Source organism: Burkholderia savannae (assembly GCF_001524445.2).
Lineage (GTDB): Bacteria > Pseudomonadota > Gammaproteobacteria > Burkholderiales > Burkholderiaceae > Burkholderia > Burkholderia savannae.
In genome coordinates, this window is record NZ_CP013417.1 from 3,983,842 (window position 1) to 4,008,131 (window position 24,290).

Annotated in this window: 25 protein-coding genes; 12 read left to right on the top strand and 13 right to left on the bottom strand. The window is 67.8% G+C overall.

The features are described from left to right. Nucleotides 1-4 precede the first annotated feature (4 nt). The 3 genes from yidD to rpmH form a co-directional block, all read right to left on the bottom strand. A complete protein-coding gene (gene yidD / locus WS78_RS19515) occupies nt 5-274 on the bottom strand; it encodes a membrane protein insertion efficiency factor YidD (RefSeq protein ID WP_006024057.1) in 270 nt (89 codons plus the stop codon). Between the two features lie 79 nt (nt 275-353). Continuing rightward, nucleotides 354-821 carry a ribonuclease P protein component gene (gene rnpA, locus WS78_RS19520; RefSeq protein WP_038749866.1) on the bottom strand — a complete coding sequence of 156 codons (468 nt, stop codon included), beginning with the start codon at nt 819-821 and terminating at the stop codon, nt 354-356. 16 nt (nt 822-837) lie between these two features. After that, nucleotides 838-972, bottom strand: coding sequence for a 50S ribosomal protein L34 (gene rpmH, locus WS78_RS19525; RefSeq protein ID WP_004198824.1), 135 nt, complete (start codon nt 970-972; stop codon nt 838-840). A 445-nt stretch (nt 973-1,417) separates the two neighbouring features. Here rpmH and dnaA point away from each other — a divergent pair, with 445 nt between their 5' ends. The 3 genes from dnaA to gyrB all read left to right on the top strand — a co-directional run bounded on the left by dnaA (nt 1,418) and on the right by gyrB (nt 6,936). After that, nucleotides 1,418-3,013: a chromosomal replication initiator protein DnaA gene (gene dnaA, locus WS78_RS19530; RefSeq protein ID WP_038749869.1), complete on the top strand. Its 1,596-nt coding sequence runs from the start codon at nt 1,418-1,420 to the stop codon at nt 3,011-3,013. 161 nt (nt 3,014-3,174) lie between these two features. Continuing rightward, nucleotides 3,175-4,278, top strand: a complete 1,104-nt coding sequence (dnaN, locus tag WS78_RS19535) for a DNA polymerase III subunit beta (protein WP_038749872.1) — start codon at nt 3,175-3,177, stop codon at nt 4,276-4,278. Between the two features lie 189 nt (nt 4,279-4,467). Continuing rightward, nucleotides 4,468-6,936: a DNA topoisomerase (ATP-hydrolyzing) subunit B gene (gene gyrB / locus WS78_RS19545; RefSeq protein WP_059577784.1), complete on the top strand. Its 2,469-nt coding sequence runs from the start codon at nt 4,468-4,470 to the stop codon at nt 6,934-6,936. A gap of 430 nt (nt 6,937-7,366) precedes the next feature. On the opposite strand, the gene WS78_RS37675 is transcribed toward gyrB, so the two are convergent. Genes WS78_RS37675 through WS78_RS19560 form a run of 3 tightly spaced genes read right to left on the bottom strand, consistent with a single transcriptional unit; the run spans nt 7,367 to nt 9,403 of the window. Beyond that, complete coding sequence (locus tag WS78_RS37675; protein ID WP_226377173.1) at nt 7,367-7,750, bottom strand: hypothetical protein; 384 nt, start codon at nt 7,748-7,750, stop codon at nt 7,367-7,369. A gap of 46 nt (nt 7,751-7,796) precedes the next feature. Beyond that, nucleotides 7,797-8,324 (bottom strand): cytochrome b, encoded by a 528-nt coding sequence (locus tag WS78_RS19555; protein ID WP_059577787.1) that lies wholly within the window; start codon nt 8,322-8,324, stop codon nt 7,797-7,799. Next, nucleotides 8,321-9,403 (bottom strand): catalase family peroxidase, encoded by a 1,083-nt coding sequence (locus tag WS78_RS19560; RefSeq protein WP_059577790.1) that lies wholly within the window; start codon nt 9,401-9,403, stop codon nt 8,321-8,323. The genes WS78_RS19555 and WS78_RS19560 overlap by 4 nt, the downstream gene beginning before the upstream one ends. A 162-nt stretch (nt 9,404-9,565) precedes the next feature. On the opposite strand from WS78_RS19560, the gene WS78_RS19565 reads away from it, so the two are divergent. The 3 genes from WS78_RS19565 to WS78_RS36045 all read left to right on the top strand — a co-directional run bounded on the left by WS78_RS19565 (nt 9,566) and on the right by WS78_RS36045 (nt 11,035). Beyond that, on the top strand, nt 9,566-10,081 hold the full coding sequence (locus tag WS78_RS19565) for an RNA polymerase sigma factor (protein WP_059577794.1): 516 nt from the start codon (nt 9,566-9,568) through the stop codon (nt 10,079-10,081). After that, nucleotides 10,078-10,830, top strand: coding sequence for an anti-sigma factor family protein (locus tag WS78_RS19570; protein WP_059577798.1), 753 nt, complete (start codon nt 10,078-10,080; stop codon nt 10,828-10,830). Before WS78_RS19565 ends, WS78_RS19570 begins: the two co-directional genes overlap by 4 nt. Before the next feature lie 67 nt (nt 10,831-10,897). Beyond that, nucleotides 10,898-11,035: a hypothetical protein gene (locus WS78_RS36045; protein ID WP_156437520.1), complete on the top strand. Its 138-nt coding sequence runs from the start codon at nt 10,898-10,900 to the stop codon at nt 11,033-11,035. Nucleotides 11,036-11,511: 476 nt separating this feature from the next. On the opposite strand, the gene WS78_RS19575 is transcribed toward WS78_RS36045, so the two are convergent. Both WS78_RS19575 and WS78_RS19580 read right to left on the bottom strand, forming a co-directional pair. Beyond that, nucleotides 11,512-11,877, bottom strand: coding sequence for an STY0301 family protein (locus WS78_RS19575; RefSeq protein WP_059577802.1), 366 nt, complete (start codon nt 11,875-11,877; stop codon nt 11,512-11,514). Next, a complete protein-coding gene (locus WS78_RS19580; protein WP_059577805.1) occupies nt 11,864-12,304 on the bottom strand; it encodes a BPSL0067 family protein in 441 nt (146 codons plus the stop codon). The genes WS78_RS19575 and WS78_RS19580 overlap by 14 nt, the downstream gene beginning before the upstream one ends. Before the next feature lie 468 nt (nt 12,305-12,772). Between WS78_RS19580 and WS78_RS19585 the strand changes: the two genes are divergently transcribed. The 5 genes from WS78_RS19585 to WS78_RS19605 all read left to right on the top strand — a co-directional run bounded on the left by WS78_RS19585 (nt 12,773) and on the right by WS78_RS19605 (nt 15,760). Continuing rightward, a complete protein-coding gene (locus tag WS78_RS19585; protein ID WP_059578112.1) occupies nt 12,773-13,228 on the top strand; it encodes a hypothetical protein in 456 nt (151 codons plus the stop codon). Between the two features lie 191 nt (nt 13,229-13,419). After that, entirely contained in the window at nt 13,420-13,959 is a 540-nt protein-coding gene (locus tag WS78_RS19590; protein ID WP_059577808.1) for a DUF4142 domain-containing protein, read from the top strand. Then, nucleotides 13,952-14,326: a cupredoxin domain-containing protein gene (locus tag WS78_RS19595; protein WP_082717606.1), complete on the top strand. Its 375-nt coding sequence runs from the start codon at nt 13,952-13,954 to the stop codon at nt 14,324-14,326. The genes WS78_RS19590 and WS78_RS19595 overlap by 8 nt, the downstream gene beginning before the upstream one ends. Before the next feature lie 28 nt (nt 14,327-14,354). Then, entirely contained in the window at nt 14,355-15,050 is a 696-nt protein-coding gene (locus tag WS78_RS19600; protein ID WP_059577811.1) for an RNA polymerase sigma factor, read from the top strand. 152 nt (nt 15,051-15,202) lie between these two features. Then, a complete protein-coding gene (locus tag WS78_RS19605) occupies nt 15,203-15,760 on the top strand; it encodes a hypothetical protein (protein ID WP_038749936.1) in 558 nt (185 codons plus the stop codon). Nucleotides 15,761-15,848: 88 nt separating this feature from the next. On the opposite strand, the gene WS78_RS19610 is transcribed toward WS78_RS19605, so the two are convergent. The 5 genes from WS78_RS19610 to WS78_RS19625 form a co-directional block, all read right to left on the bottom strand. After that, nucleotides 15,849-16,982 (bottom strand): CaiB/BaiF CoA transferase family protein, encoded by a 1,134-nt coding sequence (locus tag WS78_RS19610; protein WP_059578120.1) that lies wholly within the window; start codon nt 16,980-16,982, stop codon nt 15,849-15,851. 358 nt (nt 16,983-17,340) lie between these two features. Further along, nucleotides 17,341-19,464, bottom strand: a complete 2,124-nt coding sequence (locus WS78_RS19615) for a 3-hydroxyacyl-CoA dehydrogenase NAD-binding domain-containing protein (protein ID WP_059577815.1) — start codon at nt 19,462-19,464, stop codon at nt 17,341-17,343. 12 nt (nt 19,465-19,476) lie between these two features. Next, on the bottom strand, nt 19,477-20,682 hold the full coding sequence (locus tag WS78_RS19620) for an acetyl-CoA C-acetyltransferase (RefSeq protein ID WP_059577818.1): 1,206 nt from the start codon (nt 20,680-20,682) through the stop codon (nt 19,477-19,479). Nucleotides 20,683-20,740: 58 nt separating this feature from the next. After that, nucleotides 20,741-21,121 (bottom strand): hypothetical protein, encoded by a 381-nt coding sequence (locus tag WS78_RS36050; protein ID WP_156432432.1) that lies wholly within the window; start codon nt 21,119-21,121, stop codon nt 20,741-20,743. A gap of 195 nt (nt 21,122-21,316) precedes the next feature. Further along, on the bottom strand, nt 21,317-22,453 hold the full coding sequence (locus tag WS78_RS19625) for an acyl-CoA dehydrogenase family protein (RefSeq protein ID WP_038749943.1): 1,137 nt from the start codon (nt 22,451-22,453) through the stop codon (nt 21,317-21,319). A gap of 110 nt (nt 22,454-22,563) precedes the next feature. Here WS78_RS19625 and WS78_RS19630 point away from each other — a divergent pair, with 110 nt between their 5' ends. Next, nucleotides 22,564-23,637: a GlxA family transcriptional regulator gene (locus WS78_RS19630; RefSeq protein ID WP_038749945.1), complete on the top strand. Its 1,074-nt coding sequence runs from the start codon at nt 22,564-22,566 to the stop codon at nt 23,635-23,637. Nucleotides 23,638-24,290: the final 653 nt, after the last annotated feature.

Sequence of the window (24,290 nt, forward strand, 5' to 3'; positions counted from 1 at the left end):
TGTCTCAGAGTCGATGGGACGACGCCTCAGCTTCGTGAGGAGCGTTACGTGCGTCGGAATTGGGCGGCGGGACGAGGTCGATGCCGCCCGCGGAGAACGGATGGCATCGGCACAGGCGCCTGGCGGCAAGGTAAGTGCCGCGCGCGGCGCCATGATACTGGATTGCCTCGCGCGCGTAATCCGAACAGGAAGGATAAAAACGGCATCGGCTGCCGAGCAGCGGGCTCACGGCAAGCTTGTAAAAGCGCAGCAACGCGATCAGAACCGTTTGCATAGCAGTGGCGGCGCCGATGCGCCGCGTTCGAGCCTATCGGGCGAACAGCCGGCCGCCGTTCGCGACGGGCGTCGGCGCGTCACTCGGACGCGGGCTTCGCCCCGTTGCGACGGACGATCTCCCGGGCTGCCCGATCGAGCAGCTCGCGGATCTCGCCCGCGCACAGCGCCGCGAGCGGCGCGGATGCCGCGCTCGGCATCGCCTTCTTGTCGAAGCGCGCATGCAGGCGCAACAGGATATCCCAGCCGGCGAACTCGGCGCGACGCGTGCGAAACGCTTCGCGGGCGAGCCGCTTGACCATATTGCGAGTCACCGCACGCGCAGCGTACTTCTTGCCGATGACGAGCCCGAGACGCGCTTCGTGCCCTGTCGGCTTGCCGTAGATCACGAAGTGCGCGGTGCGCCGCCACGGGCGCAAACGAAAAACGGATGAAAATTCATCCGTTTTCAGAAGTCGCGCAGCTTTGGGGAAGGCGGCGGACGCTTGCAACGGAATCGAACCCGGGACAGCGGCTGCCTCGCCCGCATCGCTGCGGACGGCGGACACGGCGCGCGGCCCGCCCTTAGATGGCGAGACGCTTGCGGCCCTTCGCGCGGCGGGCGTTGATGACCTTGCGGCCGCCTGCCGTCTTCATGCGCACGCGGAAGCCATGGGTGCGCTTGCGGCGCGTCACGGAAGGTTGGTAGGTACGTTTCATGTTGCTCTCACTTGTTCGAGAATATCGGGAATCAGGGACCGCGTGCCCTCTCTTTCGAGGCAACCGGGCGAACGCAATCGCCGAAAATAACAGGATTGGTTTTCGCGGAACCCGCTATTTAAACCGTTTTTCTCTTGGCGGTCAATACGTTAGAGGCACATCGGGGCCGCATCGGCGGTGTCGATCCCCGGTTCCGCGCGCTGTGGCGATTGCGCCCCACTGACAATTCGCCCCTGTGGATAACTCCCGCGCGCACCGCGTTTGGCGGTAGAATCTCGCCTTATCTCCAAGAATCCCGCACGCCGCCTCGGCCCGCGCTCGCGCTCAAACCCTTGTCGCGCAAGCGTCCGAGGCACGTCTGCACGGCCGCACCGGGCCTTGTTGCGCATCCGCGACAAGGGCGGCCGCGCGCCGTGCGTGCAACCGTAATAACGACAGCTCTTCGATGAACGATTTCTGGCAACACTGTTCCGCGCTATTGGAGCGTGAATTGACGCCCCAACAGTACGTGACGTGGATCAAACCCTTGGCCCCGGTCGCCTTCGATGCCGCTGCGAACACGCTGTCGATCGCCGCACCGAACCGCTTCAAGCTCGACTGGGTCAAGAGCCAGTTCTCGGGCCGGATCTCCGATCTGGCCCGCGATTTCTGGAACGCGCCGATCGAAGTGCAATTCGTGCTCGATCCGAAGGCGGGCCAGCGCACCGCAGCCGGCGCGGCGCCGCTCGCGCCCCGCGCGCCGTTGTCGGCGGCGAACTCCGCTCCCGTTTCCGCCGCCCCGGCCGCCGCCGGCGCTGCCGATCCGAGCCCGCGCGCCGGCATGAACGCCGCCACCGCGGCCGCCGTCGCCGCGGCGCAGGCCGCGCAAGCCGCGCAGGCGAACGCCGCCGCGCTCAACGCCGACGAAGCCGCCGACCTCGACCTGCCGAGCCTCACCGCGCACGAAGCGGCTGCCGGCCGCCGCACGTGGCGCCCGGGCGCGGCGAACGCGAACAGCGAAGCCGCCGATTCGATGTACGAGCGCTCGAAGCTCAATCCGGTGCTCACGTTCGACAACTTCGTCACCGGCAAGGCGAACCAGCTCGCGCGCGCGGCGGCGATCCAGGTGGCCGACAACCCAGGCATCTCGTACAACCCGCTGTTCCTGTACGGCGGCGTCGGCCTCGGCAAGACCCACCTGATCCACGCGATCGGCAACCAGTTGCTGCTCGACAAGCCGGGCGCGCGCATCCGCTACATCCACGCGGAGCAGTACGTGTCCGACGTCGTGAAGGCTTACCAGCGCAAGGCGTTCGACGATTTCAAGCGCTACTATCATTCGCTCGACCTGCTCCTCATCGACGACATCCAGTTCTTCTCCGGCAAGTCGCGCACGCAGGAAGAGTTCTTCTACGCGTTCGAAGCGCTCGTCGCGAACAAGGCGCAGGTGATCATCACGAGCGACACCTATCCGAAGGAAATCTCCGGCATCGACGATCGCCTGATCTCGCGCTTCGATTCGGGCCTGACCGTCGCGATCGAGCCGCCCGAGCTCGAGATGCGCGTCGCGATCCTGATGCGCAAGGCGCAATCGGAGGGCGTGAGCCTGTCGGAGGACGTCGCGTTCTTCGTCGCGAAGCATCTGCGCTCGAACGTGCGCGAGCTCGAAGGCGCGCTGCGCAAGATCCTCGCGTATTCGAAGTTCCACGGCCGCGAGATCACGATCGAGCTGACGAAGGAAGCGCTCAAGGATCTGCTTACCGTGCAGAACCGGCAGATCTCGGTCGAGAACATCCAGAAGACGGTTGCCGATTTCTACAACATCAAGGTCGCCGACATGTATTCGAAGAAGCGCCCCGCGAACATCGCGCGGCCTCGGCAGATCGCGATGTATCTCGCGAAGGAGCTCACGCAGAAAAGCCTGCCCGAAATCGGCGAGCTGTTCGGCGGGCGCGATCACACGACCGTGCTGCACGCGGTGCGCAAGATCGCCGACGAGCGCGGCAAGGACGCGCAGCTCAACCACGAGTTGCACGTGCTCGAGCAGACGCTCAAGGGCTGATGCGCGCGGGCGCTTGAGAATCGCGGAAGCGCCCCAATTTAAAAGGGGCGGTTCGGTTTTGAGGCACAATACTGGTTTGACCGCCTCGCCGTCGGCGGGCCGGCGGCCCGCCCGGCAGGCGCTGCGAGGCTTGCAGGCCGTTATTTGAACGAAGGAACTCTATGCAACTGGTCAAGACCGAACGAGACACCCTCCTTAGGCCGCTGCAAACCGTGAGCGGTATCGTCGAACGCCGCCACACGTTGCCGATCCTCGCCAATCTGTTGATTACGAAGAACGGCCCGGACGTGTCGTTCCTGTCGACCGACCTCGAGCTCCAGATCACGACGCGCGCCGATTTCGGCGTCGGCGGCGACCAAGTTGCGACGACCGTCGCGGCCCGCAAGCTGCTCGACATCCTGCGCGCGATGCCCGACGGCCAGGTCACGCTGTCGCTCACCGACAAGCGCCTGACGGTGCAGTCCGGCAAGAGCCGTTTCGCCCTGCAAACGCTCGCCGCCGACGAGTTCCCGACCGTCGCGCAATCAAAGGAATTCGGCGCAAGCCTCGCCGTTCCGCAGAAGGCGTTCCGCCAGTTGCTCGGCATGGTGTATTTCGCGATGGCGCAGCAGGACATCCGCTACTACCTGAACGGGATGCTGCTCGTCGTCGACGGCGACCGCCTGATGGCCGTCGCGACCGACGGCCACCGCCTCGCGTTCTCGTCGATGAAGATCGAGGGCTCGTTCGGCCGCCAGGAAGTGATCGTTCCCCGCAAGACGATTCTCGAGCTGCAGCGCCTGCTCGAGGATATCGACGACACGGTCAAGATCGACATCGCGCAAACGCAGGCGAAGTTCACGTTCGGCCAGGTCGAGCTCGTGTCGAAGCTCGTGGAGGGCAAGTTCCCGGACTTCCAGCGCGTGATCCCGAAAGCGCACAAGAACACGTTCGAAATCGGCCGCGAAGAGCTGCAGCGCTCGCTGCAGCGCGCGGCGATCCTCACGTCCGACAAGTTCAAGGGCGTGCGCTGCATCATCGCGCCCGGCCAGTTGAAGATCATGTCGACGAACGCCGACCAGGAAGAGGCGCAGGAAGAACTGGAAATCGCCTACCAGGGCGACACCGTCGACATCGGCTTCAACGTCACGTATCTGCTCGACGTGCTCGCGAACCTGAAGGTCGACACCGTCCAGGTGAGCCTCGGCGACGCCAGCTCGAGCGCCCTCATCACCGTGCCCGAGAACGATGAATTCAAGTACGTGGTGATGCCGATGCGCATTTGATGCGCACGACTCGCCGGATACACCAAGGGGCGCCACGCCCCTTTGGCGTTTTTATGGCGATTCGGACGCTCGAGCGCCGGCGCACGACGCCGGCCCCCGCAAGGGGCGAAAAACCCGAGGCGGCCCGGGTTTTTTCGGCAGAAGCACCGCGCCGCCACTTGAGCAGCCCAGCAGAACCGGAAGACATCCATGACTGAACAGCACAATTCGCAGCCCGAAAATAGCTACGGCGCGTCGTCGATCCAGATCCTCGAAGGCCTGGAAGCGGTGCGCAAGCGACCCGGGATGTATATCGGCGACACGTCGGACGGCACCGGTCTGCACCACCTCGTGTTCGAGGTGCTCGACAACTCGATCGACGAAGCGCTCGCCGGCTACTGCAACGACATCCACGTGACCATTCACGCGGACAATTCGATCTCCGTGACGGACAACGGCCGCGGCATCCCGACCGACGTCAAGCTCAACGACAAGCACGAGCCGAAGCGCAGCGCCGCCGAAATCGTGATGACCGAGCTGCACGCGGGCGGCAAGTTCGACCAGAACAGCTACAAGGTGTCGGGCGGCCTGCACGGCGTCGGCGTGTCGTGCGTGAACGCGCTCTCGAGCTGGCTGCGCCTCATCGTGCGCCGCGACGGCAAGAAGCACTTCATGGAATTCCATCGCGGCATCGCGCAGAACCGCATGCTCGAAACGCGCGACGGCGTCGACGTCTCGCCGATGCAGGTGATCGGAGAGACCGAGAACCGCGGCACCGAAGTTCACTTCATGGCCGATCCGACGATCTTCGGCACCGTCGAATACCACTACGACATCCTCGCGAAGCGCATCCGCGAGCTGTCGTTCCTGAACAACGGCGTGCGCATCCGCCTGACCGATCAGCGCACCGGCAAGGAAGACGATTTCGCGTTCGCGGGCGGCGTGAAGGGCTTCGTCGAGTACATCAACAAGACGAAGAGCGTGCTGCATCCGACGATCTTCCACATCAACGGCGAGAAGGACGGCGTCGGCGTGGAAGTGGCGATGCAGTGGAACGACAGCTACAACGAAAACGTGCTGTGCTTCACGAACAACATCCCGCAACGCGACGGCGGCACGCACTTGACCGGCCTGCGCGCGGCGATGACGCGCGTGATCAACAAGTACATCGCCGACAACGAGATCGCGAAGAAGGCGAAGGTCGAGACGAGCGGCGACGACATGCGCGAGGGGCTCTCGTGCGTGCTGTCGGTGAAGGTGCCGGAGCCGAAGTTCAGCTCGCAGACGAAGGACAAGCTGGTTTCCTCCGAAGTGCGCGCGCCGGTGGAGGAAGTCGTCGCGAAGGCGCTCGAGGAGTTCCTGCTCGAGACGCCGAGCGACGCGAAGATCATCTGCGGCAAGATCGTCGAAGCGGCGCGCGCGCGCGACGCCGCGCGCAAGGCGCGCGAGATGACGCGCCGCAAGGGCGTGCTCGACGGCGTGGGCCTGCCGGGCAAGCTCGCGGATTGCCAGGAGAAGGACCCGGCGAAGTCGGAAATCTACATCGTCGAGGGCGATTCGGCGGGCGGCTCGGCCAAGCAGGGGCGCGACCGCAAGTTCCAGGCGATCCTGCCGCTGCGCGGCAAGGTGCTGAACGTCGAGAAGGCGCGCTACGACAAGCTGCTGTCATCCGAGCAGATCGTGACGCTCGTGACCGCGCTCGGCTGCGGGATCGGCAAGGACGACTACAACCTCGACAAGCTGCGCTACCACCGGATCATCATCATGACCGACGCGGACGTCGACGGCGCGCACATCCGCACGCTGCTGCTCACGTTCTTCTACCGGCAGATGCCGGAGATGATCGAGCGCGGCTACGTGTACATCGCGCAGCCGCCGCTCTACAAGGTGAAAGCGGGCCGCGACGAGCGCTACCTGAAGGACGACGCCGAACTGAACGCGCACATGCTGCGCCTCGCGCTGCAGGGCTCGGAGCTCGTGCCGATCGAGAACGGCACGCCGATCTCCGGCGACGCGCTCGGCGAGCTCGCGCGCTCGTATCTGCTGGCGCAGGGCGTTATCGGGCGGCTGAGCCGCCTGTACGACCCGGCCGCGCTCGAGGCGATCATGGACGGCGTCGCGATCGATCTGTCGAGCGAGGCGTCGACGGAGGCGTCGGCGAAGGCGCTCGCCGCCGCGCTGTCCGACGACTCGAAGACAGAAGTGCGCGTCGTGCCGGCTTACGATGCGGTGCGCGAGCAGCGCTCGCTGCGCGTCGAGCGCACGCATCACGGCAACGTGCGCGTGTCGGTGATCGACGAGGAGTTCCAGCACACGGCCGATTATCAGCAGCTCGTGAACACTGCGAATACGTTCAAGGGCTTGATCGGCGCGGGTGCGGCGATCAAGCGCGGCGAGCGGAGCTCGAACGTGTCGGACTTCAAGGAAGCGATGAAGTGGCTGATGGCCGACGCCGAGCGGAACATGTCGAAGCAACGGTATAAGGGGTTGGGTGAGATGAACCCCGAGCAGCTGTGGGAAACGACGATGGACCCGGCGGTGCGGCGGTTGCTGCGCGTGCAGATCGAGGATGCGATTGCGGCGGACGGGATCTTTACCACCCTCATGGGGGATGAGGTCGAGCCGCGTAGGGCGTTTATCGAATCGAATGCGTTGAGGGCGGGGAATATTGATGTTTGAGGTGTCGTGTAGGTAGACGCATAACCTGAGAATCTGGGACCCATAAGTTGAGAAACTTATGGGTCTTTTTTATTGATAGTTCAACTATAAGCTAACCCATCGCCCCCGAACGGTCACCGGTCAATACCATACAGCCGAGCCGCTTCGAGCAATCCGCCTTCAACGATTTCGCCAGATTCCCCGCTTCCGCAAGGTCGAATGGAAAGACGATAGCGGCCATCCTTTCTTTGAGACAATCTCGTTGTGAGTTCCCCTGTGCACGCCGGCCCATGCAAAGAGTGTCGCATCCGAGATGGCATATGACTTGAGCCGGATGTCAGGTCCGCAATAGCGTTCGACGAGAATCTCAATGTTCCTTTCCGCAGCAATCGCGCGGATGCTGCGCATGCCGGCCAGCAAAAAATCGCGCCGACGAGTCTTGGCAATCGGCTCAAGACCGTCGACGACCCGTATGACCCTCCGATGATGTAAATTTCCAGGCCTTCCGGAAAAGATAGGCGGAAGCGGTGCCGGATATGGGTGGCGCTGCCGGTGCAGACAGCACGGCGATGTGGACGGTCCACGCGTTCATTTTTGCAGCGCCGGCCTCATCCGGTTGACACAGTACGTAGAAGCCGGAACCCAGCGGCCGATGGCGCCCGATGACATCCATGTTTGCAATTGGCTTGAAACTCCGCCGCTCATTGCGCCTCCGCTGCATGCTGCGGTTGCGCTCGCTGAACTCCACAAGCGATACATAGAACGCGATCGCATTTCGATCGAACGAGCGGGCTGCATCATTGCGGCCCGCAGTCCCTCCTTCGGTCGTTACCAAGAACAAAGTCCGCACCGTCAATCGCGATCGCCGTACCCCATCGCGCTCACCGCCCCACCATCGCCCTCAACACCCCATCCCGTCGAATCAACCCGTGATAAAGCGCGGCGGCGAAGTGCGCGAGAAACGTCGCGAAGAACAGATAAGCCAGCCACCGATGCGCATGCCGCAGCCAAGCGAACCAAACCGGATCGGCCGGCGCGATCGGCGGCAATTGCACGCCGCCGCCCAACGTCACCGGATACCCGCCCGCCGACAGCATCGCCCACCCAACCACCGGCATCGCGATCATCAGCGCATACAACGCGAGATGCGACCCATGCGCCGCGAATTTCTGCCACCCCGGCAAATCCGAAGGCAACGCCGGCGGCCGCGAACTCAACCGCACCACCACCCGCACGCAGGCCAGCGCCAGCACCGCCACCCCGAGCGGCTTATGAATCGAAATCAGCACCGCGTGCCGCCCCGACACCGTCGCCACCATCCCCGCGCCGACAAACAACATCGAGACGATCATCGCCGCCATCGCCCAATGCAGCAGCCGCGCCAGGGGGCCGAACGTAGTCTTCATCATCGTTTCTCCGAAAGCGGATGCGCGGCGCCGGGCATCCCGGCTTCTTCGCTCGTGCGGCGCAGGTACGAATCCGCATACGCGGCCGAGCGCGCGGCGAGCAGCGGGTCGCCCGACGCTCGGATGCCGTCGGGCAGGATCGTCGGATCATAGTTGACGTCGCGGCACGGCCCGCTGCCCTGCGCCTCCACGCGGTCGAGCACGAGCGTGCCCGCATCGATCGTCGTGCGATTCGCGGGCCACGCGCGCGTCGCGTCGTCGACGGGATCGCCCGGCTCCGCCAGCGTGAGCAACAAACGCCAGCGCTGCGGCCCGGAACCGATGCGCCGCGTCAGATCCTCCTGCAGCACGTTCGGATCGCCCACCTTCGCAACTTCGCCCGCCTCGGCCGTCTGTTCCGGCGCGACGCGCCACCGCACCGCCTGCCGTCGCCCCGCCGCATCGACGAGATAGAACGCGTTCAGGCTGTAATACGTCTCGGTGACGTAGCTCGCGCCCGGCCTCGCCGTCTTCGCCCACGCGCGGAACGCGGCCGTCTCCGGATGCGCGTCGAAGAACGCCTTCAGCTTCGCCGGATCGGGCTTGCCCGTCTTCGGGTCGGGCCGCCCCGCCACCGTCTGCTCGTAGAACGCGCGCGGCGTCGCGACCGGAAACACCGGCATGCTGTTCATTCCCGTGCGCCATTGCTCACCGTCGGGCGCGCTCAGGCGCAGCGCGAGGCTGCGAATCGGCACGCTGTTGTCCGGCGCGTACGGATTGCCGCCCGGCAGCGCGAAGCGTCCGACCACCCGCGCGCGCGCCGCCGCGAAAAAGGGCGCGGTCGAGTACGCGCTCGCCGCGCCGTTGCCTTCGAAATAGCCCGTCACGCAGACGCCTTTCGCGTGATTGCGCCGGTAGCCCGGATGCAGGCCGCCGTTGCGCTGCAGCGCGTCGACGAGCCGCTGCGGCGTCAGCCGGTGCGGCGCGAGCCAGCCGCCGACGTAGCCGAACGACGCCGCGACCGCCGCCGCCGCGCCGCCGATCAGCGCCCATCGCCAGAGGCCGCGCACCGGCTCGGCAGGCGGCGTTGAAGGGGGTTCCATCGTGTACGCTCCCGACCATCAGGTCCTGTGTCGAACCCGCGTATGACGGATCGCCGCCCGGTTTATTCCACGAGGAATTTTTTCGCGCACGCGTGGAATAAACTCTGGCGACCGGGCGTCTGACGCTTTGAATCCACTCCGACGCCGGCATCCGCCCCGCCCATGCCCCCCGCCGATCTCGACGACCAACTGCGCGAACTGCTGCCGCGACTGCGCCGCTTCGCGCTCTGGCTGACCCGCGACGTCCACAGCGCCGACGATCTCGTGCAGTCGACGCTCGAGCGTGCGCTGTCGCGCTGGTCGACGCGGCGCGACGATTCGGCGCTGCGCAGCTGGCTCTTCACGATCCTGTACCGGCAGTTCGTCGATGCGACGCGCCGCGCGAAGCGCTACGCGTGGCTGCTCGGCCGGATCAGGGACGACGACGAGCCGCAATGGCCGTCGGCCGAGGATCACGCGATCGCGCGCTCGATGCTCGACGCGTTCGGCCGGCTGCCGACGGAGCAGCGCAGCCTGCTGCTGCTCGTCGCCGTCGAGGGATTCAGCTATCAGGAAGTCGCCGAGCTGCTCGACATTCCGATCGGCACCGTGATGTCGCGGCTGTCGCGCGCGCGGCACGCATTGCGCGCGCTCGGCGACGGCGAGATTTCCGCTCCTTCGCTGCGTTTGATGAAATGAACATTCCGCCCGACGAACACGATCTTCACGCCTATGTCGACGGCCGGCTCGACGCCGATGCGCGCGCGGCCGTCGAGCGCTGGCTCGCGCTGCATCCGGCGCGCGCGGCGCAAATGCTCCGCTGGCGGCAGGATGCGCAGCAACTGCGCGCGGCGCTCGATTCGGCCGCGCTGCCCGCGCCGACTGCGACGCTCGATCCCGCCGCGCTGCGCGCGCGCCGCGCCGAACGGGCGCGCGCGCGGCTCGCGGTGGCGGCGTCGCTCGTGCTGTGCGTCGGGCTCGGCGCGATGGGCGGCTGGCAGGCGCACGGCTGGCGCAGCACGCCCGCCGCGCCGATGAGCGACGCCGTCGCCGCGTACAAGCTGATGGTCGTCGATCGCAGCGCGCGCGTCGACGTCGTGCAGAAGCGGCCGGGCGAGTTGCAGGCGTGGGTCGCGCGCGAGGTCGGCGCGTCGGTCCGGTTGCCGGACCTGAGCGGCGCGGGCTTCGCGCCCGTCGGCGGGCGTCTTTTCGCGACCGAGCGCGGCACGGCCGCGATGGTGCTGTACGAGGATGCGGCCGGGCGCACGCTGAGCTTCTACGTGCGGCCGCCCGAATCGGCGAATCGCTTGCTCGCGGCCGGCGAGCGTGCCGACGGCACGCTGCTCGCGCGCTACGGATCGGTGCGCGGGTTCAACTATGCGGTCGTCGGGCGGGCGGACAGCGTGGGCGAGGCGGCCGTCGCGCGTGCGCTCGATGCGCAGACCTGACGGCGGGCGCGACGGGCGCGTGGCTTTCGTGCGATGCGGTTGCCCGCGAGCGCGTAACGCGTGCTCGTTGTCGGCCGGCCAGCGTGCCGACGGCGCACTGCTTGAGCGCCGCGAATCGGTATGCGGCTTCTACCATGCGGTCGGTGCGCGCGCGGGCAGCGTTGGCGAAGCGGGCCTCGCACATGCGCTCGAAGAGCGGATCTGACGGGCGGCGCCCGATGGGCGTCCGGCTTTCGCTCGATGCGTTCGCCTCCGAGCGCGCGACGCGTGCTCGCTGTCGGCCACGCGCCTCCATCGACGGACCCATCGACGGCGCGCCGCACACACGCCGCCTGCCGGTTCGCGAGTTCAAGCATCGCGTGCTGTCGTCAGGCACCCGGACAGCCTCGGCGACGCGCCGTGTCGCATGCGCCCGATGAACGAGGATTTGACGAGCCGATCGCGACGCAAGGACAGGTTTCCGTTAATTCGCTCGAAGTCGAATTCGCGGCGTAAGCGCGCGACGTGCGGCAGGCGACGCCGCCGCCCGACGCAATCCGCATCGATCGGCAGAATGGAAAACGGACGAAGAAAAGCGCGCACCGCTCGAGGATCAATTGCGTCGCGGCTCGTCGGACGCCGCGCGCATCGCACGCAAGAACGCATCGAACGCGCGGCGCGCCATCGCGCCTCACGCGGCGGTCACTTGCACGTCACCCGCAACGCCTTCTTGCCGTCGATCCGGTAATCGCAGCGATTCACGCGGCCGGCGAGCTTGACGTCCCGCGTCTCGCCGTCCGCGTACTTGCAGCGGATCGTCACGTAACGGCCGGCGTCGTACACGTAGCCCAGCGCCCAGTGGCCGTTGCGCTCGCCGGCGTCGTCGGGAACCAGCGTCGCGAGATCGCTCGGCGCGCCGTCGAACACGTCGACGTAATGCAGCGGGCTTTGCTGCCGCACCGGGCAGACTTCCGCGCTCGCGCCGGTTGCGCCCGTCGTGCCGGACGCGCCCGCACAGCCGAAAAACGCCGCCGCGACCAATGCGCAGGCTGCCTTACTCCACGACATGGAAGTTGTCTCCGTTGTTCGACCGGCCGTGCGCGCCCCAGCGCAGGCGCCGCTGCTGAACCGGTTGCGGCGTGGGCGGCGTCACGAACTGGTCGTAGACCAGGACGCCGCCGTCCTTCGACTGGCTCACGTAGATGGCCGCGTGGCCGTCGTATTTGCCGGCCGCGTTGAACGTCGCGATCACGGTGCCGGCGACGATCGTCGCATTCCCCTTCACCGCCGCGCCCTTGCGCCATTGCACGGTGAGCGGCAGCGTCGGGCACACGCGTTTCACATAGGACACGCATTGCCCGCAAAGATCGACGCCGGACGTGACGCTGCCGGCCGGCGCCTGGTCGAACGGCGTGAGCGTCGAGCTCGGCGCGCAAGTCCAGCGGCCGACCGGCGCCTCGGCGTTGCTCGAATAAGTGGTGGAGACGTAAGGCATGGTTCCCTCGGTTTTTTTAAGCGGAATTCGAATTGACACAACCAGCCAGGCGAACCGGATTGTCGGGCAGATGCCGAAAACGATCAACCGCCGCGACAATTGAACAAATTTCTTGCATCTCAGTGCAATTTGCACGCCGCGCCGATCGATCGCGGCCGCGCGCGGCGCGCGGCGCGATCGGCGCGATGCGGCGCAATGCGACGCCTCAACGCGCTCGCCGGACGCAAGGAAACGGCTCGTTCACGGCACGCCATGCCGCCGATCGTCCCACGCACTCGCTTGTCGCGCGCATCATGGAATAGCGCGGCACGTCCGTTCGTTTACAAGTCGAGCGTCAGACGTTTCGCGAAAGCGGTGCTCCGCGCGCGCGGCATGCGCTCGTCGACATCGAAAAAGGACGGCATGCAGGACGACGCCGGCCATCGCGCCGCGCGCCGATATTTCGGGGTGTCCATTCAGAGCCCTATCATGAACAAGCTGATTCGTTGCGCAACCGCGCTGATGTGCGCGAGCGTGTCCGTCTGCGCATGCGCACAAGCCTATGACGGAACCACCACGTCGATCGACACGTCTCGCTGCCGGGCGATCACCGGACAAGCGGAAATCGACGGCACGATGCAGCAAGTCGTCGGCCGCGCATGCCTGCAAAGCGACGGCACCTGGCGGCTCATCGAGAGCGACGACGGCAGCGTGCTGTGGTATCCGATCGCCGACTACCCGTTTTCCGATCCGTGGTACTGGGGCACGCCTTTCTTCGTCGTCGGCGGCACGACCTTCGTATTCGTCGATCGCTTCCACCACTTCCACCGGTTCCACCATTTTCATCCGATGACGCCGGGTCACATCGGCCCGCCGATGGGCAGCGGTTTTCATCACGGGCTGTCGCATGGCGGCGGCATGTCGGGCGGCATGCTGCGGCACTAGCGCATCGGGCGTACGAAACGCCGCCGGCGCGTCGCGTCCGCCGGGGGCAGCGCCGTGCGAGCCGCATCGCTTCCGCTGCGCCGGAACGCGACGGCGACACGCGACATCTATGTCCTCACGGCGCACGGCAGCGCCGGCCGCATCGAGGCCCGTTTCCGCACGCCGCCTGTCCGTCACTTGGGAGAACTCGCATGAAGATCATCACGAGAGGATGGCTCGGCGCGCTGACGCTCGCGCTCACGAGCGGCGCCGCCTGCGCGCAGGGCGCGGGGCCGACCGATCCGCAGATCGCGGCGATCGTCGCGACGGCCAATCAGGTCGACATCGACGCCGGCAAGCTCGCCGAATCGCGATCCGCATCGAAGGACGTGAAGGCGTTCGCGCAGCGCATGGTCGCGGATCACGGCAGCGTCAATCAGGCCGCCGCCGATCTGCTGCACAAACTGAACGTCGCGCCGGAAGAAAACGCGACGAGCCGCAGCCTCAAGCAGGGCGGCGACGAGAACCTCGCGAATCTGAAGACACTGCACGGCGCCGCGTTCGACAGCGCGTACGTCGCGCATGAAGTGGCCTACCATGAAACGGTGCTGGACGCGCTCGACAAGACGCTGATCCCGAACGCGAAGAACGACGAGCTGAAGGCGCTGCTCGTCAAGGCGCGGCCGGTGTTCGTCGCGCACCTGGATCACGCGAAGCACTTGCAAGCCGCGCTGGGAAAGAGCGGTGGCTGAGCGCCGGCATGCCCGCCCGGCTCGTCCGTCGCGCAGCGCAACCGCGGCCGGGCTCGCGCTCGCGGGCGCGCTGCTCGCGGGTGCGGTTCCCGCGGCGACCGGCGAAGCCGCGTCGCCCGGCACGCACGTCGTCGTGATCGAGGGCATGCGCTTCATTCCGCAGACGTTGACCGTGCATCGCGGCGATCGCGTCGAATGGGTGAACAAGGATCTCGTTGCGCACACCGCGAGCGCGATGTCGGACGCGTTCGATTCGCGCAACATCGCGCCGGGCGAACGGTGGCGCTACGTCGCCGACAGGCGCGGCGATTATCCATACCAATGCCGGCTTCATCCGACGATGCAGGCCACGCTGATCGTCCGCTGATGCGGCCCGCCAACACGAGGCGATCGAGATGACGAATTTCGCGACGGCGTTCGCGCAAAACGATGCGGATGACGAACGATTGCTCGCACGCCGCATCGCCGCGGGCGATCAGTCCGCCTTCGAACTGTTGATGCGGCGCCACAACCGGCGCCTCTTTCGCATCGCGCGCGCGACGCTGCACTCCAACGCGGACGCGCAAGACGCGCTGCAGGACGCGTATCTGTCCGCATACCGCGCGATCGGCGAGTTTCGCGGCGAAGCCGCGCTCTTCACGTGGCTCGCGCGGCTCGTGCTCAACGAATGCTTCGCGCGTCTGCGCCGGCATGCGCGCCGTCAACGTGTCGTTCCGATCGTCGATATGAACGCCGAATCCGAAATCGACGCGATGTGCGCGCACGATCCCGATCCGTCGTATCGGGCCGCGGCGCGCGCCGAGCTGCGCGGTTTGCTCGAACAGAAGCTCGAGCGGTTGCCGTACGCGTTTCGGATCGTGTTCGTGCTGCGCTCGGTCGAGGAACTGAGCGTCGACGAAACCGCGCACTGCCTCGGCATTCCAGAGGCGACCGTGCGCAGCCGCCATTTCCGCGCGAAGCGCCTGCTGCGCGACGCGCTGGCGCGCGAGATCGGCCTCGTCGAGCACGACGTGTTCGAATTCGGCGGCGGCGATTGCGATCGCCTGGTGGCGGCGGTCATGCGGCGTGTCGACGGAGAATCCGGGCGATAGGTCCGGGCGCCGGATGCCGTGCGTCTCGCCCGCGCGCATCCTCGATGGGCGGTGCGCCGCGCGTCACGACGCAAGCAATTCGGCTACAGTCCGGGTGTGCGGCCGCGCCGAAGACGGCCGCCGGCGCTTCCATCCAATCCGAGGACCACTCCATGCGCATCATCCGGGCCTGGCTCGCGCTGACGCTCGCCGCATCCATTGCATCCACTGCATCCGTCGCGCACGCCGCACCCGCCGGCAAGACGCTGTCGTTCGACGGCGTCGATTTCTTCCGGCGCGACGCCGCGAGCAATCGGCTCGAATACACGCCGAAGGGCGAGGAAGATCTGTTGACGTGGCGCAGCATGATCACGCTCGTGCGCTATCCGGAAGCGACGACGGGTGACGGGCTCGCGGCGATCGCGAACTCGGTGCTCGGGCTCTACAAGCAGAACCGCGCGATGGTTCTGAAGGTCGACGCGGTGCCGGCCGCGCCCGGCAAGCCGGCCGAATACTTCATCTCGGTGGTGTTCCCGACGCGCGATTTCATCGAAGCGGTGTTCACGCGCATCGCGCTCGTCGACGGCGCGGGCGCGGCCGCGATCTACTCGCATCGCGAATATGGGCACGCGGTCGGCAACGAAGTCAGCGCGTGGCTCGCAAAGAACGGCCCGGCGAAGGAACGCGCGCTCAGGCAATGGAATCCGCTGCCGACGACCGGCGGGAAGTGAACGTGAGCGCGCGCCGCGCGGCGTCGAATCGCGCGACGCGCGCCGCCGCCCGCCGATCGGCCGGCACGCGATGCCGCGCCCGGCCCGCTCAGCCCTTCGCGACGAGCGCCGCGATCTCGTCGTCCGCGAAGCCCGCTTCATGCAGGATCGCGGCGCTGTCCGCGCCGCGTCGCGGCACCGCGCCCGGCTGCGCGGCCGGCGAGCCGGAAAACCGCGGCGCCGGCGCCGCCTGCAGCACGCCGTCGCGTTCCGCATAAACGCCGCGCGCGGCGAGATGCGGATGCGCCTTCGCCTCGACCGGGCTCAGCACGGGCGCGAAGCACACGTCGGTGCCCTCCAGCAATTCGACCCAATGCGCGCGCGGCCGGCTCGCGAAGAGGTCCGCGAGCCGTTCGCGCAGCCGCGGCCAGCGGCTCGCATCGTACGGATTGCGGAAATCCTCGTCGTCGGCGAGATCGAGCTTGTCCAGCAGCAGCGCGTGGAACTGCGGCTCGAGCGCGCCGACGCTCACGTAGCCGCCGCACGCGCAGCGATAGCTGCCGTACCAGTGCGGGCCGTCGAGCAAGCCCTGGCCGCGCGCCATCGGCATGAATCCCGCCGCGTGAATCGACAGCAGCAGGTTCATCAGATTCGCGCTGCCGTCGACGATCGCCGCATCGACGATCTGGCCCTTGCCGCGCAGGCGCGCGTCCAGGATGCCCGCGAGCACGCCCATCGCGAGATACAGCGCGCCGCCGCCGAGATCGCCGACGAGCGTCGGCGGCGCAAGCGGCGCGTCGCCCGGCCGCCCCGCATACCACAGCGCGCCGGACAGGCCGATGTAGTTGATGTCGTGGCCCGCCGCGTGCGCGAGCGGGCCGTCTTGCCCCCAGCCCGTCATCCGACCGTACACGAGCCTCGGATTGCGCGCGAAGCATGCATCGGGGCCGAGCCCGAGCCGCTCCATCACGCCGGGGCGCATCCCTTCGATCAGCGCGTCGGCGCCTTCGACGAGCCGCAGCACCGCATCGACCGCCGCCGGCTGCTTGAGGTCGAGCGAAAGCGAGCGCTTGCCGCGATTGAAGATCGCGCGACGGCCGAGATCGAGCGGATCGCCGTCGCGGCCGGCCGTGCGCTCGACGAGGATCACGTCGGCGCCCATGTCGGCGAGCAGCATTCCGCAGAACGGCGCGGGGCCGATTCCGGCGATTTCGACGATTCGGATTCCGTGCAAAGGGCCCATGCCCGCTCCCGTGAAGTTCGATGCGCCCGGTTCGGTGCGATGCCGAATCGCGGTGCGTCGGTGGCGGCGCCGATCGCGGTTCGGCGGCGTCACACGGCGTCACGCAATGTCACGTCGCTCGCCCCGCGTCGATTCCGCGCAATGCGTGCGCGATGCGTTATGACGCAACTGACGCAACCGACTCGACTGACGCGACGCGATGCCCGCGATGCCCGCGATGCCCGCGATACGACGCGCCACGACGCGATGCGTTACGACGCCGCATCACGCGCCTCGCCGCGCGCGGCGCACAACGCGATCGCGCACGCGGCGCGAAGCCCGGCGCACCCCGATCACCGCACGCTTCGACACGCCCCGCTCAGTAGAAGCTCTGCCCCTGCGCCGCCATCTCGCGCAACAGCGTCGGCACGGCGAAGCGCGCGCCGTACTGCGCCGCAAGACGATCGCACGTCGCGACGAACGCGTCCACCCCGACGCCGTGGATATGCGACACCGGCCCGCCGCGAAACGCCGGGAAGCCCCAGCCGAGGATCGCGCCGACGTCCGCGTCGCGAGCCGTCGTCAGCACGCGCTCCACGAGGCAGCGTGCGGTCTCGACCGCCTGCACCGTCACGAGCCGCTCGATCAGCGTCTTCACGTCGGGCTGCTCGGCCGCGGCCGGAAACTCGCTCGCGAGCCCCGGCCACAACGCCTTCTTGCCGCCGTTCGCCGGATAGTCGTAATAGCCGCGCCCCGCCTTGCGGCCGAGCCGGCCGAGCTCGACCATCCGCGCGGCCACGTCCTCGCCGGGGCGCGCGACGTACGCGTCGCCGAGATCGGCGCGCGTCTGCTTCGTGATTTTGTGGATCAGCTCGCTCGACACCTCGTCGGTCAACGCAAGCGGCCCGACCGGCATCCCGGCGAGCAGCCCGGCGCTCTCGATCAGCGCGGGCGCGACGCCCTCGGCGAGCATCGCGAGCCCTTCGAGCACGTACGTCGAGAACACGCGGCTCGTGTAGAAGCCGCGCGAATCGTTGACGACGATCGGCGTCATGCCGATCGCCTTCACATAATCGAACGCGCGCGCAAGCGTCTGCTGGCTCGTTTCGCGCCCGACGATCACTTCGACGAGCGGCATCTTGTCGACGGGCGAGAAGAAATGCAGGCCGATGAAGTTCGCCGGCCGCGCGCTCGCCTGCGCCAACCCCGAGATCGGCAGCGTCGACGTGTTCGACGCGAAGAGGGCGTCGGGCGCGAGCACGGCTTCGCTCTTGCGCGTGACGTCGGCCTTGATCGCGCGATCCTCGAACACCGCCTCGATCACGAGCTCCGCGCCGTCGAGCCGCGCGAAGTCGGTCGTCGGCGTGATCTTCGCGACGAGCGCGTCGGCCTTCTCCTGCGCGAGCCGGCCGCGCTGCACCTGCTTGTCGACGAGCTTGCGCGAGTAGTCCTTGCCGCGCGCGGCCGCTTCGTCGCTCGTGTCGATCAGCACGACGTCGAGCCCCGCCTTCGCGCTCACGTACGCGACGCCCGCGCCCATCATGCCCGCGCCGAGCACGCCGATCTTCCGGTAGCGCTGCGTCGGCACGCCCGCCGGCCGCGCGGCGAGCTTGTTCGCTTCGTTCATCCCGAAAAACAGCGTGCGGATCATCGCCTTCGCTTCCGGCGACAGCACCGCCTTCACGAAATAGCGCGCTTCCGTCTTCAGGCCCGTGTCGAGATCCGTCAGCAGCCCTTCGTACACGCACGACAGGATGCTCGCGACGGCCGGATAGTTGCCGTATGTCTTCTGCCGCGCGAGCGCGTTCGCCGCCATGAACACCTGCTGGACGGACGGGTGCGTGAGCGCGCCGCCCGGAATCCTGAAGCCCTTCGCGTCCCACGGCTGCGTCGCGGTGCGGCGGCTCGCGTCGAGCAGCCACGCGCGCGCGGCGGCGCTCTCCTCGCCCGCCGGCACGACCGCGTGCAGGATGCCGGCCTTCAGCGCATCGGCCGCCTTCAGCCGCTTGCCTTCGAGCAGGAGCGGCAGCGACGCCTGGACGCCGACGAGGCGCGGCAGGCGCTGCGTGCCGCCGCCGCCCGGCAACAGGCCGAGCGTCACCTCGGGCAGCCCGAAGCGCGCTTTCGGATTGTCGGCCGCGACGCGATAATGGCCCGCGAGCGCGATCTCCAAGCCGCCGCCGAGCGCCGAGCCCGGCATCGCGATCGCCACCGGCTTGCCGCCCGTCTCGAGCGCGCGCAGCGCGCGGTGCAGCTCGCACGTGCGCTCGAAGAGCGTTGCCGCGTCGTTGCTCGCCTGCAGCCATTCGAGGTCGCCGCCCGCGATGAAATCGGGCTTCGCCGACGTGACGAGTATCCCCTTCGCCGCCGCGTCCTGAAGCGCGCGCGCCGCCGCCGCGAAGAACGCCTCGCAGCTCTCGCCGTTCAGCACGTTCTGGCTGCGCTCGGGCAGGTTCCACGTGAGGGTCGCGATGCCGTCGTCATCGAGCGTGTAATCGATCATGGTGGTCCCCCGTCAAATCCGTTCGATGATGGTCGCCGTGCCCATGCCGGCGCCCACGCACAGTGTCGCGAGGCCCGTGGCCGCGCCGCGCCGCTCGAGCTCGTCGAGCAGCGTGCCGAGGATCATCGCGCCCGTCGCGCCGAGCGGATGGCCCATCGCGATCGCACCGCCGTTCACGTTGATCCTGTCGTGCGAAATCGCCATCACGTCCATGAAGCGCAGCACGACCGACGCGAACGCTTCGTTCAGCTCGTACAAATCGATGTCGGCCGCGCGCATGCCGGCGCGCTTGAGCGCCTTCTCGGCCGCGTAGCTCGGCCCCGTCAGCATGATCGACGGCTCCGAGCCGATGCTCGCGAACGAGCGAATCCGCGCGCGCGGCGCGAGGCCCGCGCGCTTGCCCGCCTCCAGCGTGCCGATCAGCACGGCCGCCGCGCCGTCGACGATCCCCGAGCTGTTGCCCGCGTGATGCACGTGCTCGATGCGCTCGAGTTCCGGATAGCGCTGGCGGATCACCGCGTCGAAGCCGTACATCTCGCCCAGCTCGGCGAACGACGGCTTGAGCGCCGCGAGCGTGTCGAGCGTCGTCTGCGGGCGGATCGTCTCGTCTCGATCGAGAATCGTCAGGCCGTTGTCGTCGCGCACCGGCACGATCGAGCGCGCGAACCAGCCGGCCTGCGTCGCCGCATGCGCGCGGCGGTGGCTTTCGACCGCGTATGCGTCGACGTCGGCGCGGCTGTAGCCCCACTTCGTCGCGATCGTGTCCGCCGACACGCCCTGCGGCACGAAGTAGCTCGGAATCGCGATCGCCGGATCGACCGGCCACGCGCCGCCGCTCGAGCCCATCGGCACGCGCGACATGCTCTCGACGCCGCCGCCGATCGCCATGTCCGACTGGCCGGACATCACCTGCGCGGCGGCCATGTTGCACGCTTCGAGGCCCGACGCGCAGAAGCGGTTGATCTGCACGCCGGCCGTCGTCTGCGCGTAGCCGGCCGCGAGCACGGCGATGCGGCCGATGCACGCGCCCTGCTCGCCGACGGGCTCGACGCAGCCGAGCACGACGTCGTCGACGAGGCTCGTGTCGAGTGCGTTGCGGTCGCGAATCGCGCGCAACGCGGTGTCGGCGAGCCGCAGCGGCGTGACGCCGTGCAGGCTGCCGTCCTTCTTGCCTTTGCCGCGCGGCGTGCGCACGGCGTCGAAGATGTAGGCTTCCATCGATCGTTCCTTGGGTTGATAGGGACGGCCTGTCAGGACGGCCTGTCAGGACGGCCGGTCAGGGCTGCATTCGGACGGCGGTCGAGGCGGCCGGGGCGGTCGCGTCGCACTGCCGGCCGAGTCGTTCTCGTCGGGTCTTGCTGATCTCGCCGATCGGGTCTTGCGGGCCGACGGTTTTGGTCGGGCGGTCGGGCGGTCGGGCAGCCAAGCCGGCGTTCGGGCGGGCGGATCGGCTCTTCGACAAACAAACCGACCTCGAGCGGCTCGGCGAGCCATTCGGCAATTCCTCGGCGAACGCCGGCGAGTCATGCGGCCTGACGCTTGGCGAGCCGTCCGGCGAACCGTTCGACAAACCAATGCTCATGCCGCGCGGAAAACCGGCCGAACCGCTGCCCGCCGCCGCGCCGTGCCGAACTCCGTTCGATCGCTTGTCCGACACGATCGACGCTGCGGATGCGTGCCGAACGTCCGGCACGCCCCAAGCGCCTCCAGTGCCTCCAGTGCCCCAGCGCCCCAGCGCCTCAGCACCCCACGCGCCCTCATCGTCCAATGCGCCGAGAAGCCGAAGCACCGCCCCGCCCGCACCGCGACGCGCGGCTGTGCCGGGCCGCGGCCTGCGCGCCGGCCGCGCACGTCACAGCGTGCGCGCGATCAGCTCCTTCATGATTTCATTGGTGCCGCCGTAAATCTGCTGCACGCGCGAATCGGCCCACGCGCGCGCGATCGGGTATTCCCACATGTAGCCGTAGCCGCCGTGCAGCTGCACGCAGCGGTCGATCACCTTGAATTGCAGCTCGGTCGTCCAGTACTTCGCCATCGACGCCGTCGCCGCATCAAGCTTGCCCGCGAGTTGCAGCTCGATGCACTTGTCGACGAACACGCGCCCGATCTGGATCTCGCTCTTGAGCTCGGCGAGCGCGTGGCGGCTCGTCTGGAAGTCGATCACCGCGCGGCCGAACGCGCGCCGCTCGCGCGTGTAGTCGAGCGTCCACGAAAGCGCCGCCTCGGCCGCTGCGATCGCGCTGATCGCGATCTGCAGCCGCTCCCACGGCAGCTCCTGCATCAGGTAGACGAAGCCGCGGTTCTCTTCGCCGAGCAGGTTGCCGGCCGGCACGCGCACGCCGTCGAAGAACAGCTCGGACGTGTCCTGCGCCTTCATGCCGACCTTCTTCAGCCGCTTGCCCTTGCTGAAGCCCGGCATGCCCGTGTCGACGACGAACAGGCTCGTGCCCTTCGAGCCGCCTTCGGGCGTCGTGCGCGCGACGACGATCACGACGTCCGCGTGCCAGCCGTTCGTGATGAAGATCTTCGAGCCGTTGAGCACGTAGTGGTCGCCTTCGCGCACCGCGCTCGTGCGCACGCCTTGCAGGTCGGAGCCCGCGCCGGGCTCGGTCATCGCGATCGCGCCAATCATCTCGGCGCTCGCGAGCTTCGGCAGATAGCGCGCCTTCAGCGCGTCGCTGCCGTAATGGAGGATGTACGGCGCGACGATCTCCGAATGCAGCCCGAAGCCGAGCCCCGACGCGCCCGCGCGCGCGATCTCCTCGAACAGCACCACGCTGTAGCGGATGTCCGCGCCCGCGCCGCCGTATGCCTCCGGCATGCTCGCGCAGTGGTAGCCGGCCTTGGCCGCCTTCGTCCACACGTCGCGGTCGACGTAGCCCTGATCTTCCCAGCGCTCGTGGTGCGGCATCACTTCAGACTCGATGAATCGGCGGACGGACTCGCGGAACTGCTCGTGCTCTTCGGCGAAGATGGTGCGTGGAATCATGGCGTCTCCAATGAGGGAATCGCTCGGCGGCCGGCGTCGGCGCCTGCTGTTTGCGGTATTTGAGCAAGTCCGCGACAATCTGCGTTGATTCGAAACGCCATTTTCTTGACATGAAAAAACAGCTGCGCGGCGCTGGCCGGCCCGGTGTCGCGATCCTTCTGCCGCCGCGGCTGTTGGGCGGCTACGTTTTCCTCACGCAGGAAATGCTGCTGCTCGCCGGCACGATGAGGGCGCGCAGCCTCGACGTCGTCAACAGCCGGCTGTTCGACATCGCGATCCTGTCGCACGACGGCCGGCCGGTGCGGACGATCGGCGGCATCGACGTGCCGGCGACGGGCGCGCTGCGCGAGCCCGACGCGCACGAAGTCGTGATCGTTCCCGCGCAGTTCATGCCGGACGAGCAGATCGACGCGGTAGAGCGCGTCTTCATCGACTGGCTCAAGCGCCGCTACGCGGCGGGCGCGCTCGTCGTCGGGCTCAACGCGGCGCCGCTGATCGCGAAGGCCGGCCTGCTCGACGGGCGCGGCGCGACCGGGCTGCCGAGCGAGCGCACGCTGTTCGCGCGGCATTTTCCGGCGGTGCGCTACATGCCGTCGGCGCCGCTCATCGTCGACGGGCGGCTCATCACCGTAAGCGGGATCAATCCGGCTGTCGACGCTTGCGCGTACGTGATCGACTACTGCTTCGGCGCGGGCGTGTCGCAGCGGCTGCTGCGGGTCGCGCTCACGCAGTCGCTGCCGTCGTACGAGCACATGGCCGTGTGGGCCGCGCAATACAAGCGGCACGGCGACGGGCCGGTGCTCGCGGTGCAGGACATCGTCGAGCGCGCGCTCGCGCATCCGCCGACGCTCGCCGAGCTCGCCGTGCGCGCGGCGATGAGCGAGCGCACGCTGTCGCGCCGCTTCGCAGCCGCGACCGGGTTGACGCTGCGGCGCTACGTCGCCGTGCTGCGCGTCGAGCTCGCCGCGTTCCTGCTGCGCACGAGCCGGATGACGCTCGATCACATCGCCGACGAATGCGGCTTCGCGAGCGCGAGCGCGCTGAGCCATGCGTTCCTGGCCGGGCATGGGTGCAGCCCGATTCAGTATCGGCATCGGCATCGGCCGGATGCGCGGCGGGCGGCGGCGGCGGGCGGCGGTGCGGGCGCGGTTTCGGGGGCGGGCGGGACGAACGCGGGCGACTGAGATCGGGAGTCGGGCAGCGGGCGCGCTGCAGGAAGAGGCAAAAGGGGCAAAAGGACCCAAAGAACCAAAGGAGCTGAAAAGAGGCTAAAAAGGGGCCGACTCGAACAATGAGAGCGCCAAACAAGCCGAAAGAAGCCGAAAGACCGGCGGGGCACGCGATGCGGCGTCCCAACGCGCTGAATGTGCAAGACGCGCGGCGGCACGCCGGCATCGCCGCGGGTTCGAACGCGCAGACGCGCGCCGGCCGCGTTCGTCGCCCGCTCCCGCGCGGTGGGCAACGCTCGCCCGCTTACGGCTCAAGATGGATCGGCACGCCCATCGCCTGCCGCCGAGCCGTTGCGCTTTGCCGTCGAATCGACACGCCGCGTCGCACGCAGCCGGCGACGCGAGAGCTCGCCGCGGCATCGTTCGCCTGCCGTTAGTCCGCCTTTTATCCTCCTTTTGTCTGCCTTTCGTCCTCCCTTTTGTCGGCCTTTTCCCGCCGTCCGTACGATCGGATAGCGAGCGCGCGGCTCGGTACGCAACGGCACGCCGCCCGGCGCCGTTCTCACCTTCACCCGCGAACGCCTCACCTTTCGCCGCAGCGTCGCGGCGTGTGAACGGCGTCGGCTCGCCATTCATTCCGCACTGCACGATCGCCGCTCTTTCCCGCC

Excerpts from the sequence above, each read along its gene's own strand:
- WS78_RS19605 (WP_038749936.1), top strand. The coding sequence starts at position 15,203 with ATGCGCATCATCCGGGCCTGGCTCGCGCTGACGCTCGCCGCATCCATT.
- WS78_RS19555 (WP_059577787.1), bottom strand. The coding sequence starts at position 8,324 with ATGATGAAGACTACGTTCGGCCCCCTGGCGCGGCTGCTGCATTGGGCG.
- WS78_RS19600 (WP_059577811.1), top strand. The coding sequence starts at position 14,355 with ATGACGAATTTCGCGACGGCGTTCGCGCAAAACGATGCGGATGACGAA.
- WS78_RS19590 (WP_059577808.1), top strand. The coding sequence starts at position 13,420 with ATGAAGATCATCACGAGAGGATGGCTCGGCGCGCTGACGCTCGCGCTC.
- WS78_RS19615 (WP_059577815.1), bottom strand. The coding sequence starts at position 19,464 with ATGATCGATTACACGCTCGATGACGACGGCATCGCGACCCTCACGTGG.
- dnaN (WP_038749872.1), top strand. The coding sequence starts at position 3,175 with ATGCAACTGGTCAAGACCGAACGAGACACCCTCCTTAGGCCGCTGCAA.
- WS78_RS19585 (WP_059578112.1), top strand. The coding sequence starts at position 12,773 with ATGAACAAGCTGATTCGTTGCGCAACCGCGCTGATGTGCGCGAGCGTG.
- WS78_RS19560 (WP_059577790.1), bottom strand. The coding sequence starts at position 9,403 with ATGGAACCCCCTTCAACGCCGCCTGCCGAGCCGGTGCGCGGCCTCTGG.
- rpmH (WP_004198824.1), bottom strand. The coding sequence starts at position 972 with ATGAAACGTACCTACCAACCTTCCGTGACGCGCCGCAAGCGCACCCAT.
- WS78_RS19620 (WP_059577818.1), bottom strand. The coding sequence starts at position 20,682 with ATGGAAGCCTACATCTTCGACGCCGTGCGCACGCCGCGCGGCAAAGGC.
- WS78_RS19610 (WP_059578120.1), bottom strand. The coding sequence starts at position 16,982 with ATGGGCCCTTTGCACGGAATCCGAATCGTCGAAATCGCCGGAATCGGC.
- WS78_RS19570 (WP_059577798.1), top strand. The coding sequence starts at position 10,078 with ATGAACATTCCGCCCGACGAACACGATCTTCACGCCTATGTCGACGGC.
- WS78_RS19630 (WP_038749945.1), top strand. The coding sequence starts at position 22,564 with ATGAAAAAACAGCTGCGCGGCGCTGGCCGGCCCGGTGTCGCGATCCTT.
- WS78_RS19625 (WP_038749943.1), bottom strand. The coding sequence starts at position 22,453 with ATGATTCCACGCACCATCTTCGCCGAAGAGCACGAGCAGTTCCGCGAG.
- WS78_RS19565 (WP_059577794.1), top strand. The coding sequence starts at position 9,566 with ATGCCCCCCGCCGATCTCGACGACCAACTGCGCGAACTGCTGCCGCGA.
- yidD (WP_006024057.1), bottom strand. The coding sequence starts at position 274 with ATGCAAACGGTTCTGATCGCGTTGCTGCGCTTTTACAAGCTTGCCGTG.
- WS78_RS19575 (WP_059577802.1), bottom strand. The coding sequence starts at position 11,877 with ATGTCGTGGAGTAAGGCAGCCTGCGCATTGGTCGCGGCGGCGTTTTTC.
- dnaA (WP_038749869.1), top strand. The coding sequence starts at position 1,418 with ATGAACGATTTCTGGCAACACTGTTCCGCGCTATTGGAGCGTGAATTG.
- gyrB (WP_059577784.1), top strand. The coding sequence starts at position 4,468 with ATGACTGAACAGCACAATTCGCAGCCCGAAAATAGCTACGGCGCGTCG.
- WS78_RS19580 (WP_059577805.1), bottom strand. The coding sequence starts at position 12,304 with ATGCCTTACGTCTCCACCACTTATTCGAGCAACGCCGAGGCGCCGGTC.